Raw genomic sequence first — 15,723 nt, 5'->3', positions numbered from 1 at the left:
CTCCTCACACTCGTTTCGAAGGTGAAGTATACGTACTGAGCAAAGATGAAGGTGGTCGTCACACTCCATTCTTCAAAGGCTACCGTCCGCAGTTCTACTTCCGTACAACTGACATCACCGGTGCTTGCGAGCTTCCAGAAGGCGTAGAAATGGTAATGCCAGGCGATAACATCAAGATGGATGTTACCCTGATCAACCCAATCGCGATGGAAGAAGGTCTGCGCTTTGCGATCCGTGAGGGCGGTCGTACAGTAGGTGCGGGCGTTGTTGCAAAGATTATTGAATAATCTTTGAATTTTTAGCAAGTTAAAGCTTGCTACTACTCAGGGAGGCGTGTATTATTTGCCTCCCTATTGCAGTAGGCCAGTGGCTCAATTGGCAGAGCAGCGGTCTCCAAAACCGCAGGTTGGGGGTTCGAGTCCCTCCTGGCCTGCCAATCCTTTTCAGGGTTGGCATCACAATGAAATCAAGCAATTCTTCAGATACCGAGGCTGAACGTGAATTCTAAAGCGACTTCCGAAGGTTCAAAATTAGACGGGCTTAAATGGCTTGTAGTGGCTGTGCTTGTTGTTGCAGGTGTGGTTGGTAATTCGGTTTATTCTGAAGAGTCTCTTCTGTACCGTGTGCTGGCGCTTATTGTATTAGCTCTGGTGGCTGGTTTTGTTGCGTTGCAAACAGAGAAGGGTGCGGCTTTCTTTACGTTGTTTAAAGAAGCTAAAGCAGAAATTCGAAAAGTAGTTTGGCCGAGCCGTCAGGAGACTGCGCAAACAACTCTGATCGTAACAGTTGCTGTTCTGATCGTGGGTTTGCTGCTGTGGGGTCTTGATTCTTCGCTGAGCTGGCTTGTATCCGGCGTAATCGGTTAAAGAGGAAAAGAGCATGGCTATGCGATGGTACGTTGTACATGCGTATTCCGGTTACGAAAAACGCGTAATGAACTCCCTGAAGGAGCGCGTTGAACTGGCCGGTATGGAAGATCGCTTCGGCGATATTTTGGTTCCGACTGAAGAAGTTGTCGAAATCAAAGAAGGTAAGAAGCGTAAGTCAGAGCGTAAGTTCTATCCGGGCTATGTATTGGTTCAGATGGATATGGATGACGAGACCTGGCACCTGGTTAAAGATACTCCACGTGTAATGGGCTTTATCGGTGGTACTGCTGATAAGCCAGCGCCGATCACTGAGCGTGAAGCGGATGCTATTTTGCAGCGTGTTGAGAGTGGTGCTGATAAGCCGCGTCCTAAGACTGTCTTCGAACCGGGTGAAATGGTTCGTGTTACTGATGGTCCGTTTGCTGACTTTAACGGCGTTGTTGAAGAAGTGAATTATGAGAAGAACCGCCTGCAGGTTGCAGTGCTGATCTTCGGTCGCTCGACTCCGGTTGAGCTGGAATTTGGTCAGGTCGAAAAAGCCTGATAAAAAATGTGTGGTTATAACCTCGGCGGTCCTTTGTGGGCGCTGGGGTTTTTCCGTATTTGAAAGCGGGGAGCTGAAAGGCGCTTGTACCCATTAGGAGTTAAACATGGCTAAGAAAATCGAAGCTTACATTAAGCTGCAGGTTGCTGCCGGTGCTGCAAACCCAAGTCCACCAGTTGGTCCTGCACTGGGTCAGCACGGTGTAAATATCATGGAATTCTGTAAAGCGTTCAATGCTCAGACTCAGAGCATGGAAAGCGGTATGCCGATTCCTGTTGTTATCACTGTATACGCAGACCGTAGCTTTACCTTCATCACCAAGACCCCGCCAGCATCTGTACTGCTGAAGAAGGCTGCAGGCCTGAAGAGCGGTTCTGGTCGTCCGAACACTGAGAAAGTTGGTACGGTTAACCGTGAACAGCTGGAAGAGATTGCAACGACTAAGATGGCTGATCTGACTGCTGCTGATATGGATGCAGCTGTTCGTACTATCGCCGGTAGTGCACGTAGCATGGGTCTGAACGTAGAAGGTGTTGAATAATGGCTAAGTTGACTAAGCGCCAGAAGGCGATTGCTGAGAAGGTTCAGCCTGGTAAGCAATACTCAGTTGAAGAAGCTGTAGCAGTACTGTCTGAAGTATCTGCTGTTAAGTTCAAAGAGTCTGTAGACGTTGCAGTTAACCTGGGTGTTGACCCACGTAAATCTGATCAGAACGTTCGTGGCTCAAGCGTACTGCCTCACGGTACTGGTAAAGAAGTACGTGTTGCTGTTTTTGCTCAGGGCGAAAATGCTGATAAAGCAAAAGAAGCCGGTGCTGATGTTGTAGGTTTCGAAGACCTGGCAGAGCAGATCAAAGGCGGTGACCTGAACTTTGACGTTGTGATTGCAACTCCGGATGCAATGCGCGTTGTTGGTCAGCTGGGTCAGGTTCTGGGTCCACGTGGCCTGATGCCTAACCCTAAAGTTGGTACTGTAACTCCAGACGTTGTAACTGCTGTTAACAACGCTAAGTCTGGTCAGGTGCGTTTCCGTACTGACAAGAACGGTATCATCCACGCAGGTGTTGGTAAGGTTGATTTTGACGCTGCTGCGATCAAAGGCAACGTTGAAGCACTGATGGCTGAGCTGAAGAAGCTGAAGCCGTCTTCTGCGAAAGGCGTATACGTTAAGAAAGTAACCCTGTCCACTACTATGGGACCGGGTCTGGCGATTGATCAGTCTTCACTGTCATTCTAAGCCAGTAAAAAATTGAGGGTCTCTGCAATTTATTGCAGGGGCCGTCAAAGACCGCAGGTGGTTGGCTTAGTTGCTGATCTTAATGGTTTCCGGCCTGCGCAGACGGTGTGATCCCCTTAACAGGATCAATTCAACCACCGTACTCGGCGTTTTATCCACGTGTGGATAAAACGATTGGTAAACAGTCGATTAAGACTAACCCAGGAGTAAATCGTGGCATTAGGACTCGAAGACAAAAAAGCGATCGTCGCTGAAGTCCAGGAAGCTGCTAAAGGTGCTCTTTCTGCTGTTGTTGCTGACTCACGCGGTGTTTCCGTTGAGACAATGACTGAACTGCGTAAGCAGGCACGTGAAGCGGGTGTATGGCTGAAAGTCGTACGTAACACCCTGGCTCGCCGTGCAGTAGAAGGTACTGATTACGAATGTCTGAATGAATCATTCGTAGGCCCTACTCTAATTGCATTCTCCACTGAGCACCCAGGTGCCGGTGCGCGGATTCTGAAGGATTTCGCTAAGAGCAATGACAAGTTTGAGCTGAAAACCGCTGTGTTTGAAGGCCAAGTAGTTGCTGTAGACATGTTGGCTTCTCTGCCAACTTACGACGAAGCTATTGCCAAGCTGATGAGCACTATGAAAGAAGCTGCAGCAGGCAAGCTGGTCCGCACTCTGGCGGCCCTTCGCGAACAGAAAGAACAAGAAGCAGCTTAATTTTAAAGCGCTTTTTAAATAGATTATACGAGCTTACTGAGCTCCCTATTTTAGGAATTGAACCATGTCTTTGTCTAAAGATGATATCTTGAATGCAATCGCTGAAATGTCTGTAATGGATGTTGTTGAGCTGGTTGAAGCAATGGAAGAAAAATTCGGCGTATCTGCAGCTGCTGCTGTAGCTGTTGCTGCTGGCGGCGACGCTGGCGGTGCTGCTGAAGAACAGACTGAATTCGACGTAATTCTGACTGCTGCTGGCGACAAGAAAGTTAACGTAATCAAGGCTGTTCGTGCAGCTACTGGCCTGGGCTTGAAAGAAGCTAAAGGTATGGTAGACGGCGCTCCAGCAGCAGTTAAAGAAGGCGTTAGCAAAGAAGAAGCTGAAGAGCTGAAAGCTGCTCTGGAAGAAGCTGGCGCGTCTGTTGAAGTTAAGTAAGGGCTTTTATGCCTTGTGTCACGCTAGTTAATAGCTGATACGCATACGGCTGGTGACAAAATGTCACCGGCCTTTTTCCGTTATTAGTCAGAATAATAATAGCGGTTCACAGATCGAGAATTAACCTTCGGTCTGGACGAATCTTTCAGGTGCAGATGCTGGGGAACTTAGATGGCTTACTCATATACTGAAAAGAAACGCATCCGTAAGGACTTCGGTAAATTACCCGAAGCGATGGATGTGCCTTATCTGCTGGCGATTCAGTTGGATTCATATTTGAAATTCCTACAACTGGATGCTAATCCCGCAGAGCGAAAAGATGCCGGGCTACATGCGGCTTTCAGTTCCGTATTCCCAATTGTTTCCTATTCAGGAAACGCCGCGCTGGAATATGTAGGTTATCGTCTAGGCGAGCCAGTGTTTGACGTTAAAGAATGTCAGATGCGTGGTATCACCTATGCGGCACCGCTGCGCGTAAAAGTACGTTTGGTGATTTATGATCGCGAGTCTTCGAATAAAGCGATCAAAGACATTAAAGAACAAGAAGTCTACATGGGCGAAATGCCCCTGATGACAGATAACGGTACCTTCGTTGTGAACGGTACTGAGCGTGTAATTGTATCTCAGCTGCACCGTTCACCGGGTGTGTTCTTCGACCACGATAAAGGTAAGACGCACTCCTCCGGTAAGCTGCTGTACTCTGCACGTGTAATTCCATACCGTGGTTCATGGCTGGATTTCGAGTTTGATCCTAAAGATAACCTGTTTGTGCGTATCGACCGTCGTCGTAAACTGCCAGCAACTATTCTGCTGCGTGCGCTGGGTTATACCGCTGAAGAGATCCTCGAAACCTTCTTCGACAACACCAGCTGGACGCTGAGCGGTGAAAGCTGCCTGATGACCCTGGTGCCTGCGCGTCTGCGTGGTGAAACCGCTACATTCGACATCAAAGATTCCAGTGGCAATGTCATTGTTGAGTCTGGTCGCCGTATTACACCTCGCCACATTCGTCAGCTGGAAAAAGAAGGCATGACGCAGCTGGATGTTCCTTCTGAATATCTGCTGGGCAAGGTAATGGCGCGCGACATCGTTGATGCGTCTACCGGTGAACTGCTGTGTGAAGGCAACGCTGAGATTACAGAAGATCTGCTGGAACAGCTGCGTGCTGCTGGTATTACTGAGTTTGAAACCCTGTACACCAACGAGCTGGACTGTGGTTCATTCATCTCTGACACGCTGCGTGTTGATACTACCCGTAACCAACTGGAAGCTCTGGTAGAAATCTACCGTATGATGCGTCCTGGTGAGCCACCAACCAAAGAGTCTGCGGAAAGTCTGTTCGAGAACCTGTTCTTCAGCGACGACCGTTATGACCTGTCTGCTGTTGGCCGGATGAAGTTCAACCGCCGTCTGGCCCGTGAAGATGAGACCGGTGCAGGCATCCTGGATAAAGAAGATATCCTGGATGTAATGAAGACACTGATCGACATTCGTAACGGTAAAGGCGTGGTTGATGATATCGATCACCTGGGTAACCGTCGTATCCGTTCTGTGGGCGAAATGGCCGAGAACCAGTTCCGCGTAGGTCTGGTACGTGTTGAGCGTGCAGTACGTGAACGTCTGAGCATGGCTGAGTCTGATAACCTGATGCCTCAGGATCTGATCAACGCTAAACCAGTTGCTGCAGCTGTTAAGGAATTCTTCGGTTCCAGCCAGCTGTCCCAGTTTATGGATCAGAACAACCCGCTGTCGGAAGTTACCCACAAGCGTCGTGTATCCGCATTAGGACCGGGTGGTCTGACCCGTGAGCGAGCAGGCTTTGAGGTACGAGACGTACACCCGACTCACTACGGCCGTGTATGTCCGATCGAGACCCCTGAAGGTCCAAACATCGGTCTGATCAACTCGCTGTCTACTTATGCGCGTACTAACGATTTCGGTTTCCTGGAAAGCCCATACCGTAAGGTTGTGGACGGTCTGGTAACTGATGAAATTGAATACCTGTCTGCCATCGAAGAAGGCCGTCACGTTATCGCACAGGCATCTGCCGGTATGGACGATAACAACCGCCTGACCGATGAACTGGTAGCGGTACGTCATCAGAACGAATTCACCGTAATGGCTCCGGAAAAAGTTACCTACATGGGCGTTTCTCCACGTCAGGTAGTATCCGTTGCAGCCGCGCTGATTCCGTTCCTGGAACACGATGATGCTAACCGTGCATTGATGGGTTCTAACATGCAGCGTCAGGCTGTACCTACTCTGCGTGCTGACAAGCCGCTGGTTGGTACCGGCATGGAGCGTTATGTTGCCCGTGACTCCGGTGTATGTGTAACCGCTCAGCGTGGCGGTGTGATCGAGTCAGTTGATGCGGCGCGTATTGTTGTACGTGTAAATGATGCAGAGACTGAAGCGGGTGATGCAGGTGTGGATATCTACAACCTGACCAAGTACACCCGTTCTAACCAGAACACCTGTATCAACCAGCGTTCTATCGTTCGTCAGGGCGAAACTGTTGAACGCGGTGACATCATGGCTGACGGCCCGTCCGTTGACCTGGGTGAGCTGGCGCTGGGTCAGAATATGCGTATCGCATTCATGCCTTGGAACGGTTACAACTTCGAGGATTCCATCCTGATTTCTGAGCGTGTTGTTCAGGAAGACCGTTTCACTACGATTCACATTCAGGAACTGACCTGTGTGGCACGTGACACCAAATTGGGTGCGGAAGAGATTACCTCTGATATCCCGAACGTTGGTGAATCTGCACTGGCCAAGCTGGATGAAGCAGGTATCGTTCACATCGGTGCTGAAGTAGGCCCGGGTGACATTCTGGTTGGTAAGGTAACGCCTAAGGGTGAAACCCAGCTGACACCGGAAGAAAAACTGCTGCGTGCAATCTTCGGTGAGAAAGCGTCTGACGTTAAAGACACCTCTCTGCGTGTTAAGACCGGTACTGTTGGTAAAGTTATCGACGTACAGGTATTCACCCGTGACGGTGTTCAGAAGGACGAGCGTGCTCTGTCTATCGAGACTGCAGAACTGGATCGCATCCGTAAAGACCTTAACGAAGAGCTGCGCATTGTTGAGCAGGCTACCTTCGAGCGTCTTGAGCGTGCGCTGACAGGTCTGAAGGCCGAAGGTGGTGCTGGCCTGAAGAAAGGCGAAGAAATTACAGCTGCATTCCTGAATGAGCTGAAGAAAACTGAATGGTTCAAGATCCGTGTTGCTGATGAAGCAGTACAGGAACAGCTTGAACTGGCTCAGCAGCAGCTTGAAGAGCGTCGTGTAGAACTGGATAACAAGTTCGAAGACAAGAAGAGCAAGCTGCAGACTGGCGACGATATGGCGCCGGGCGTACAGAAGATCGTTAAAGTTTACGTAGCAACCAAGCGTCGCATCCAGCCGGGTGACAAGATGGCGGGTCGTCACGGTAACAAGGGTGTTATCTCGGTAATCATGCCGGTTGAAGATATGCCTTATGACGAGAACGGTGAGCCTGTTGATATCGTTCTGAACCCGCTGGGTGTACCGTCCCGTATGAACGTAGGTCAGGTACTGGAAACCCACATGGGTATGGCTGCCAAAGGTCTGGGTCGTAAGATCAATGCCATGCTGGAAGCTGAACGTGACCGTATCGAGAAGGTTAAAGAGATCCGTGAATTCCTGGGTCGCGTGTATAACAGCGAACTGGGTGGCTTCAAGTCTGGCCGTCACGAAGATATCGACAGCCTGAGCGACGACGAAGTACTGGAGCTGGCGAAGAACCTGAAGGGCGGTGTACCACTGGCCACAGCAGTATTCGACGGTGCCAAGGAAGTTGAAGTCAAGGAACTGCTGCGTATGGCAGATCTGAGCGACACCGGACAGTTCAAGCTGTTTGATGGTCGCACCGGTGATGAGTTCAGCCGTCACGTAACTGTAGGTTACATGTATATGCTGAAGCTTAACCACCTGGTTGACGATAAGATGCACGCCCGTTCTACCGGTTCGTACAGCCTGGTAACTCAGCAGCCGCTGGGTGGTAAGGCTCAGTTCGGTGGTCAGCGCTTCGGTGAGATGGAAGTGTGGGCCCTGGAAGCGTACGGTGCAGCTTATACGCTACAAGAAATGTTGACGGTTAAGTCCGATGACGTAAACGGCCGTACCAAGATGTATAAAAACATCGTTGATGGTGATCACCGTATGGAGCCAGGCATGCCTGAGTCCTTCAACGTGTTGGTCAAAGAGATCCGTTCGTTGGGTATCGACATCGAACTGGAAGCCGAATAAGCCGTTAACGGATAGTTTGCCGCCGACAAATATGTTCGGCGGCATACTCCCCCGAGGAGCCGAAGAAAATGAAAGATTTATTAAATCTGCTTAAATCCCAGGGACAACAGGAAGAGTTCGATTCGATCCGTATCGGCCTGGCCTCCCCTGAGATGATTCGTTCCTGGTCTTTTGGTGAAGTTAAAAAGCCAGAGACCATTAACTACCGTACCTTCAAGCCAGAACGTGATGGTCTGTTTTGTGCCAAGATCTTTGGTCCGGTAAAGGATTACGAATGTTTGTGCGGTAAGTACAAGCGTCTCAAGCACCGTGGTGTTATCTGTGAGAAGTGTGGCGTTGAAGTTGCACTGGCTAAAGTACGTCGTGAGCGTATGGGTCACATTGAGCTGGCCTCTCCGGTAGCACACATCTGGTTCCTGAAGTCACTGCCGTCCCGTATCGGCCTGATGATGGACATGACCCTGCGTGATATCGAACGTGTTCTGTACTTCGAATCATTCGTGGTAATCGATCCGGGTATGACTACCCTGGAACGTGGTCAGCTGATGAACGACGAACAGTACTTCGAAGCACTGGAAGAGTTCGGTGATGACTTCGACGCCCGTATGGGTGCAGAAGCTGTTCAGGAGTTGCTGAAAGCAATCGACCTGCAGGAAGAGATTGAAGTCCTGCGTGAAGAGCTGCCACAGACAAACTCTGAGACCAAGATCAAGAAAATGTCCAAGCGACTGAAGTTGCTGGAAGGCTTCCACCAGTCTGGCAACAAGCCAGAGTGGATGATTCTGAATGTTCTGCCGGTTCTGCCGCCAGATCTGCGTCCTCTGGTACCGCTGGATGGTGGTCGTTTCGCGACTTCTGATCTGAACGATCTGTACCGTCGTGTAATTAACCGTAACAACCGTCTGAAGCGTCTGTTAGACCTGAGTGCACCGGATATCATTGTACGTAACGAAAAGCGTATGCTGCAGGAATCCGTTGATGCGCTGCTGGATAACGGCCGTCGCGGCCGTGCGATTACCGGTTCTAACAAGCGTCCTCTGAAATCCCTGGCTGACATGATCAAGGGTAAGCAGGGTCGTTTCCGTCAGAACCTGCTGGGTAAGCGTGTTGATTACTCTGGCCGTTCTGTAATCGTAGTAGGTCCGTACCTGCGTCTGCACCAGTGTGGTCTGCCTAAGAAGATGGCACTTGAGCTGTTCAAGCCATTTATCTTCTCCAAGCTGGAGCTGCGTGGCCACGCAACGACGATCAAAGCTGCCAAGAAGATGGTTGAGCGTGAAGAGCCGTTAGTATGGGATATTCTGGATGAAGTAATCCGTGAACATCCGATCATGCTGAACCGTGCGCCGACACTTCACCGTCTGGGTATCCAGGCGTTTGAGCCGGTACTGATCGAAGGTAAAGCGATTCAGCTGCACCCACTGGTATGTGCGGCATACAACGCTGACTTTGACGGTGACCAGATGGCTGTACACGTGCCGCTGACAATTGAAGCTCAGCTTGAAGCACGTGCGCTGATGATGTCTACCAACAACGTACTGTCTCCAGCCAACGGTGAGCCAATCATCGTACCGTCCCAGGACGTGGTACTGGGTCTGTACTGGATGACCCGTGACCGGATCAACGCCAAGGGCGAAGGTTCTGTATTCGCGGACATCGAAGAAGTTAAACGTGCTCACGGTGCTCACCAGGTTGACCTGCAGGCGAAAGTGAAAGTACGTGTTAAAGAAGTTATCCGCGACATCGAAGGTAACGAAGAAGAGAAAGTATCCATTGTTGATACTACTGTCGGCCGTGCGATGCTGTTTGATATCGTACCAAGTGGCCTGCCGTTCTCTCTGGTTAACCAGGCGATGACTAAGAAGGCGATCTCCCGTCTGATCAACGTTTGCTACCGTAACGTGGGTCTGAAGGATACCGTTATCTTTGCTGACCAACTGATGTACATGGGCTTCGGTCAGGCGACTAAGTCCGGTTCTTCTATCGGTGTGAATGACTTCGTAATCCCTGATGAGAAAGTAAACATCATCACTGAAGCAGATGCTGAAGTGAAAGAGATCGAACTGCAGTACGCAGACGGTCTGGTAACTCAGGGTGAGAAATACAACAAGGTTATCGATATCTGGTCCCGTGCCAACGAAATCCTTGCTAAGAAGATGATGGACAACCTGAAGAAAGAAGAGGTTGTTGACCGTGACGGTAACCTGGTAGATCAGGATTCCTTCAACTCTGTATACATGATGGCCGACTCAGGCGCACGGGGTAGTGCGGCTCAGATTCGTCAGCTGGCAGGTATGCGTGGTCTGATGGCGAAACCGGACGGTTCGATCATCGAAACGCCGATCGTGGCAAACTTCCGTGAAGGTCTGAACGTACTGCAGTACTTCATCTCTACACACGGTGCCCGTAAAGGTCTGGCCGATACTGCACTGAAAACGGCGAACTCCGGTTACCTGACCCGTCGTCTGGTAGACGTTGCGCAGGATCTGGTTATCACAGAAGAAGACTGTGGTACTGAAACCGGTCTGACAATGCAGGCGCTGATCGAAGGCGGCGACGTTGTAGTTGGTCTGGGTGACCGCGTACTGGGCCGTGTTGTGGCTAAGGACGTGATGGACCCGAGCGGCGAGAACGTGCTGATCGAGAAAGGCACGCTGATGGATGAAGCCTGGGTTAAACGCCTGAGCGACAACGAGCGTTACTCTTCTATCGATGAGATTGTTGTACGCAGTGCTATCAGCTGTGAAACCAGTTACGGTCTGTGTGCTAAGTGTTACGGCCGTGATCTGGGTCGTGGTCACCTGGTTAACCCGGGTGAGGCAGTCGGTGTTATCGCTGCACAGTCAATCGGTGAGCCGGGTACACAGCTGACCATGCGTACGTTCCACATCGGTGGTGCGGCATCGCGGGCAGCAGCTGTTGACAGTGTTCAGGTTAAGAATGCCGGTGAAATCCGTCTGCACAACCTGAAGTCTGTAGAGAAAGCTGACGGCACGCTGGTAACCACTTCCCGTTCCGGTGAGATCGGTGTAACCGACGAGCACGGACGTGAGCGTGAGCGTTACAAACTGCCATACGGTGCGTTGATTAAAGTTCAGGACGGTGCCAGCGTTGATGCCGGCGCAATCGTTGCGAACTGGGATCCGCACACCCACCCAATCATCTCGGAAATTGCCGGTAAGGTTGAGTTCGTGGGTATGGAAGACGGTATTACCGTTAAGCAGCAGACTGATGAACTGACAGGTCTGTCTACCATCGAGGTTCTGGATCCTGCAGCACGTCCAGCAGCGGGTAAAGATATCCGTCCGATGATCAAGCTGATGGATGCCAGCGGCAATGAACTGTGCCACCCGGGTACAGATCAGCCTGCACAGTACCTGCTGCCAGCCAATGCGATTCTGAACCTGACTAACGGTGCAGACGTAGGTGTTGGTGATGTACTGGCACGTATCCCGCAGGAAGGTTCTGTGAACAAGGACATCACCGGTGGTCTGCCACGGGTTGCTGACCTGTTCGAAGCGCGTAAGCCTAAGGACTCTGCAATTCTGGCTGAGATTTCCGGTACGGTTACCTTCGGTAAAGAAACCAAGGGTAAGAAGCGTCTGGTAATCAGCCCGGCGGATGCAGATCCGATCGAAATCATGATTCCTAAGTGGCGTAACCTGAACATCTTTGAAGGTGAGCATGTTGAGAAGGGTGAGGTGATCTCTGACGGTCCGTCTAACCCACACGACATTCTGCGCATCAAGGGTGTTACCGAGCTGGCGAAATACATCAATACAGAAGTACAGGATGTATACCGTCTGCAGGGTGTAGGCATCAACGACAAGCACATTGAAGTAATCGTGCGTCAGATGCTGCGAAAAGTTGAAATCACCGCTGGCGGTGACAGCAGCTTTATCACCGGTGAGCAGGTTGAATTCCACCAGGTTGTGGAAGAGAACAAGCGTCTGGAAGCGCAGGATAAGATTACGGCTAAGTTTGACCGCGTATTGCTGGGTATTACCAAAGCATCGCTGGCAACTGAGTCCTTCATCTCTGCTGCATCCTTCCAGGAAACAACCCGCGTACTGACCGAAGGTGCAGTAAGCGGTAAGAAAGACTACTTACGTGGTCTGAAAGAGAACGTTGTAGTGGGACGTCTGATTCCGGCTGGTACCGGTCTGGCGTATCACAAAGAGCGTAAGCGGAAGTCAATGCAGGTTGAAGACAGCGTTACTGTAAGTGCAGAAGACGTTCAACAGGCGCTGACCGAAGCGCTGAATCAGGCAGCGATGCCAGATTCTGAGTAAAAATCTGGTCGATTATTGACCTGGTGGGCCGAGATTGAGTACAATCTCGGCCCTTTCGTGATGGGATAATAAAATTCCATCGTTCTATTGGTGCTTTTTTAAAGCGTGGAGTTTGCTTAATGGCAACTATTAACCAGTTGGTACGACAGCCACGCAAGCGCAAGGCGGCTAAAAGTGACGTTCCTGCTCTGCAGGCTTGTCCACAGCGTCGTGGCGTTTGTACCCGTGTCTATACAACGACCCCTAAGAAACCGAACTCAGCATTACGTAAAGTTTGCCGTGTTCGTCTGACTAACGGATTTGAAGTGACTTCCTACATCGGTGGTGAAGGTCACAACCTGCAGGAACACTCTGTAGTACTGATCCGCGGCGGCCGTGTAAAAGATTTGCCGGGTGTTCGTTACCACACAGTACGTGGCGCACTGGATACCAGTGGCGTTAACGACCGTAAACAGGGTCGTTCTAAGTACGGTACCAAGCGTCCTAAGTCTTAATAGTTTTTTCGGGACAGCAAAGCCAGTCAAACCCTTTTAGGGTGCAAACTACTTAGCTAGATCGCAAACACATAAGAGTAAGGTCAGGTATCCATTCCTGAAATAACCTGAAGACCTGATAAGGGGCTTATCATGCCAAGAAGAAGAGTTGCGGCAAAACGTGAGATTCTGCCGGATCCTAAATTCGGAAACACAACCCTGGCTAAATTCATCAACCACCTGATGATCAGCGGTAAGAAATCCGTAGCAGAAAAAATCGTATACGGTGCTCTGGATAAAATTGCAGAGCGCACTAACGAAGATCCAATCGAAGTATTCAACAAAGCACTGGAAGCAATCCAGCCAATGGTAGAGGTTAAGTCTCGCCGTGTGGGTGGTGCTACTTACCAGGTGCCTGTAGAAGTACGTCCTTCCCGTCGTAACGCCCTGGCGATGCGTTGGTTAGTTGACGCTTCCCGTAAGCGTGGTGAAAAGTCCATGGCTCTGCGTCTGGCTGGTGAAGTCGGTGATGCAGTTGAAGGTCGTGGCGCAGCGGTTAAGAAGCGTGAAGACGTTCACCGCATGGCTGAAGCTAACAAAGCATTCGCTCACTACCGCTTCTAAATATCTGAGGATTGTGTTGTGGCTCGTAAAACGCCTATCAAACGTTACCGTAACATCGGTATCTGCGCACACGTAGACGCGGGTAAAACCACGACTACTGAGCGGGTGCTGTTCTACACTGGTCTTTCTCATAAGATCGGTGAAGTACACGATGGTGCGGCAACCATGGACTGGATGGAGCAAGAGCAGGAGCGTGGTATTACCATCACTTCTGCGGCGACTACCTGTTTCTGGAAGGGCATGAACCAGCAGTTCGAAGACCACCGCATTAATATCATCGATACACCGGGGCACGTTGACTTCACAATTGAAGTTGAGCGTTCCCTGCGTGTTCTTGATGGTGCTGTTGTGGTGCTGTGTGCGTCCTCTGGTGTGCAGCCTCAGACTGAAACAGTATGGCGTCAGGCTAACAAGTATGAAGTACCCCGCATGGTATTCGTCAATAAGATGGACCGTGTCGGTGCTAACTTCTATATGGTTGTTGATCAGCTGAAAGAACGTCTCGGTGCAAACGCTGTACCGATCAATATGCCAATTGGTGCTGAAGACGATTTCAAGGGCGTTGTCGACCTGATTCGTATGAAAGCAATTCTGTGGAATGAAAGTGATCAGGGCATGACCTATGATCTTGCTGACATTCCTGCAGACTTGCAGGCGAAAGCTGAAGAGCTGCGTGAGCAGATGATCGAAGCGGCCGCTGAAGCATCAGAAGAGCTGATGGATAAGTACCTTGAAGAAGGTGACTTGTCTGACGAAGAAATCAAAGCTGGTCTGCGTGCCCGTACACTGGATAACGATATCGTGCTGATGCAGTGCGGTTCGGCGTTCAAGAACAAAGGCGTGCAGGCAATGCTGGACGCAGTCATCGAATACATGCCATCTCCGATCGAAGTTAAAGCGATTGAAGGTGCTGTAGACGAAGACGGTGAAGTGTTTGAAACCCGTGAGGCGGATGACAATGCACCGTTTGCTGCGTTAGCGTTTAAGATCGCAACCGATCCTTTTGTAGGTACACTGACTTTCGTACGGGTGTATTCCGGCGTTCTGGCTTCCGGTGACAGTGTTGTAAACTCTGTTAAGGGTAAAAAAGAGCGTGTCGGCCGTATGGTTCAGATGCACTCCAATAACCGTGATGAGATTAAAGAAGTTCGCGCAGGCGATATCGCTGCTCTGATCGGTATGAAGGATGTAACCACCGGTGACACCCTTTGTGATCCGAACCAGAAGATTGTTCTGGAGCGGATGGAGTTTCCTGAGCCGGTTATTTCGGTTGCTGTTGAACCGAAAACCAAGGCAGACCAGGAAAAGATGGGTATCGCACTGGGCAAACTTGCTCAGGAAGATCCGTCATTCCGCGTTGAAACCGACGAAGAAACCGGTCAGACCATCATCTCGGGTATGGGTGAATTACACCTGGATATCCTGGTTGATCGTATGCGCCGTGAATTCAGTGTCGAAGCGAATATAGGTAAGCCTCAGGTGGCTTACCGTGAAAAGATCCGTCAGCCGGTTGAAGCGAATCATAAGTTTGTTCGTCAGTCCGGTGGTCGTGGTCAGTATGGTCACGTTGTCGTGGAGTTCAGTCCGTCTGAAGATGAAGGTCTGGAGTTCATTAACGAGATTGTTGGTGGTGCGATACCGAAAGAATATATCCCTGCGGTACAGAAAGGGATAGAAGAGCAGATGAAGAACGGTGTCATTGGCGGTTATCCGCTGATCGGCCTGAAGGCGCGTCTGTTTGACGGTTCTTTCCATGATGTTGACTCTAACGAGATGGCGTTTAAAATTGCCGCATCTCAGGCGCTTAAAAAGTATGCACAGGAAGCTGATCCTTGCCTGCTTGAGCCGATGATGAAGGTAGAAGTAGTAACGCCGGAAGACTACATGGGCGATGTGATGGGAGACCTGAACCGTCGTCGTGGTATTGTGCAAGGCATGGAAGACAGTAGCTCGGGCAAAATCATTAATGCCCAGGTACCTTTAGGCGAGATGTTCGGTTATGCGACCGATCTGCGCTCCGCTACACAGGGTCGTGCTACCTATTCTATGGAATTTTCTGATTACGCTGAAGCGCCGAAAGCGGTTGCCGATGCGGTAATCAACGCAAAATAAATTACCTAATTATTTAAGAGGTATTGATCGTGGCTAAGCAAGCATTTGAACGTAGTAAGCCGCACGTTAACGTTGGTACAATCGGCCACGTTGACCACGGTAAAACAACTCTGACAGCGGCACTGACCCGCGTATGTGCAGAAGTATTTGGTGGTGA

Annotated in this window: 13 protein-coding genes and 1 tRNA gene; all 14 read left to right on the top strand. The window is 50.4% G+C overall.

The features are described from left to right. On the top strand, positions 1 to 287 hold a 287-nt coding region (locus JYB63_RS22510), incomplete at its 5' end, for an EF-Tu C-terminal domain-related protein (protein ID WP_509149421.1). 73 nt (positions 288 to 360) lie between these two features. Beyond that, a tRNA-Trp gene (locus JYB63_RS22505) sits at positions 361 to 436 on the top strand. Between the two features lie 61 nt (positions 437 to 497). Next, positions 498 to 866, top strand: coding sequence for a preprotein translocase subunit SecE (secE, locus tag JYB63_RS22500; RefSeq protein WP_205660177.1), 369 nt, complete (start codon positions 498 to 500; stop codon positions 864 to 866). Between the two features lie 13 nt (positions 867 to 879). Beyond that, entirely contained in the window at positions 880 to 1,413 is a 534-nt protein-coding gene (gene nusG, locus JYB63_RS22495) for a transcription termination/antitermination protein NusG (protein WP_205660176.1), read from the top strand. A 106-nt stretch (positions 1,414 to 1,519) separates the two neighbouring features. Continuing rightward, positions 1,520 to 1,954 carry a 50S ribosomal protein L11 gene (gene rplK, locus JYB63_RS22490; protein WP_205660175.1) on the top strand — a complete coding sequence of 145 codons (435 nt, stop codon included), beginning with the start codon at positions 1,520 to 1,522 and terminating at the stop codon, positions 1,952 to 1,954. Continuing rightward, a complete protein-coding gene (rplA, locus tag JYB63_RS22485) occupies positions 1,954 to 2,649 on the top strand; it encodes a 50S ribosomal protein L1 (protein WP_205660174.1) in 696 nt (231 codons plus the stop codon). Before rplK ends, rplA begins: the two co-directional genes overlap by 1 nt. 213 nt (positions 2,650 to 2,862) lie before the next feature. After that, a complete protein-coding gene (rplJ, locus tag JYB63_RS22480) occupies positions 2,863 to 3,357 on the top strand; it encodes a 50S ribosomal protein L10 (RefSeq protein WP_205660173.1) in 495 nt (164 codons plus the stop codon). Between the two features lie 64 nt (positions 3,358 to 3,421). Continuing rightward, positions 3,422 to 3,793 (top strand): 50S ribosomal protein L7/L12, encoded by a 372-nt coding sequence (gene rplL, locus JYB63_RS22475; protein WP_243432129.1) that lies wholly within the window; start codon positions 3,422 to 3,424, stop codon positions 3,791 to 3,793. A 171-nt stretch (positions 3,794 to 3,964) separates the two neighbouring features. Then, entirely contained in the window at positions 3,965 to 8,065 is a 4,101-nt protein-coding gene (rpoB, locus tag JYB63_RS22470) for a DNA-directed RNA polymerase subunit beta (protein ID WP_205660172.1), read from the top strand. A 68-nt stretch (positions 8,066 to 8,133) separates the two neighbouring features. After that, positions 8,134 to 12,357 (top strand): DNA-directed RNA polymerase subunit beta', encoded by a 4,224-nt coding sequence (rpoC, locus tag JYB63_RS22465; protein WP_205660171.1) that lies wholly within the window; start codon positions 8,134 to 8,136, stop codon positions 12,355 to 12,357. A gap of 119 nt (positions 12,358 to 12,476) precedes the next feature. Further along, complete coding sequence (gene rpsL / locus JYB63_RS22460) at positions 12,477 to 12,851, top strand: 30S ribosomal protein S12 (protein WP_205660170.1); 375 nt, start codon at positions 12,477 to 12,479, stop codon at positions 12,849 to 12,851. Positions 12,852 to 12,983: 132 nt separating this feature from the next. Continuing rightward, a complete protein-coding gene (gene rpsG / locus JYB63_RS22455; RefSeq protein ID WP_205660169.1) occupies positions 12,984 to 13,454 on the top strand; it encodes a 30S ribosomal protein S7 in 471 nt (156 codons plus the stop codon). An 18-nt stretch (positions 13,455 to 13,472) separates the two neighbouring features. Then, complete coding sequence (gene fusA, locus JYB63_RS22450; RefSeq protein ID WP_205660168.1) at positions 13,473 to 15,566, top strand: elongation factor G; 2,094 nt, start codon at positions 13,473 to 13,475, stop codon at positions 15,564 to 15,566. Between the two features lie 29 nt (positions 15,567 to 15,595). Beyond that, positions 15,596 to 15,723 (top strand): GTP-binding protein (locus JYB63_RS22445; protein WP_336510919.1); only part of this gene is annotated, 128 nt, incomplete at its 3' end.

It is taken from the genome of Aliamphritea spongicola (genome assembly GCF_017051665.1).
GTDB classification, from domain to species: Bacteria; Pseudomonadota; Gammaproteobacteria; order Pseudomonadales; family Balneatricaceae; genus Amphritea; species Amphritea spongicola.
This window is presented reverse-complemented; position numbering and strand designations above follow the sequence as displayed.

Excerpts from the sequence above, each read along its gene's own strand:
- nusG (WP_205660176.1), top strand. The coding sequence starts at position 880 with ATGGCTATGCGATGGTACGTTGTACATGCGTATTCCGGTTACGAAAAA.
- rplK (WP_205660175.1), top strand. The coding sequence starts at position 1,520 with ATGGCTAAGAAAATCGAAGCTTACATTAAGCTGCAGGTTGCTGCCGGT.
- rplA (WP_205660174.1), top strand. The coding sequence starts at position 1,954 with ATGGCTAAGTTGACTAAGCGCCAGAAGGCGATTGCTGAGAAGGTTCAG.
- rplL (WP_243432129.1), top strand. The coding sequence starts at position 3,422 with ATGTCTTTGTCTAAAGATGATATCTTGAATGCAATCGCTGAAATGTCT.
- rpoB (WP_205660172.1), top strand. The coding sequence starts at position 3,965 with ATGGCTTACTCATATACTGAAAAGAAACGCATCCGTAAGGACTTCGGT.
- rpoC (WP_205660171.1), top strand. The coding sequence starts at position 8,134 with ATGAAAGATTTATTAAATCTGCTTAAATCCCAGGGACAACAGGAAGAG.
- rpsL (WP_205660170.1), top strand. The coding sequence starts at position 12,477 with ATGGCAACTATTAACCAGTTGGTACGACAGCCACGCAAGCGCAAGGCG.
- rpsG (WP_205660169.1), top strand. The coding sequence starts at position 12,984 with ATGCCAAGAAGAAGAGTTGCGGCAAAACGTGAGATTCTGCCGGATCCT.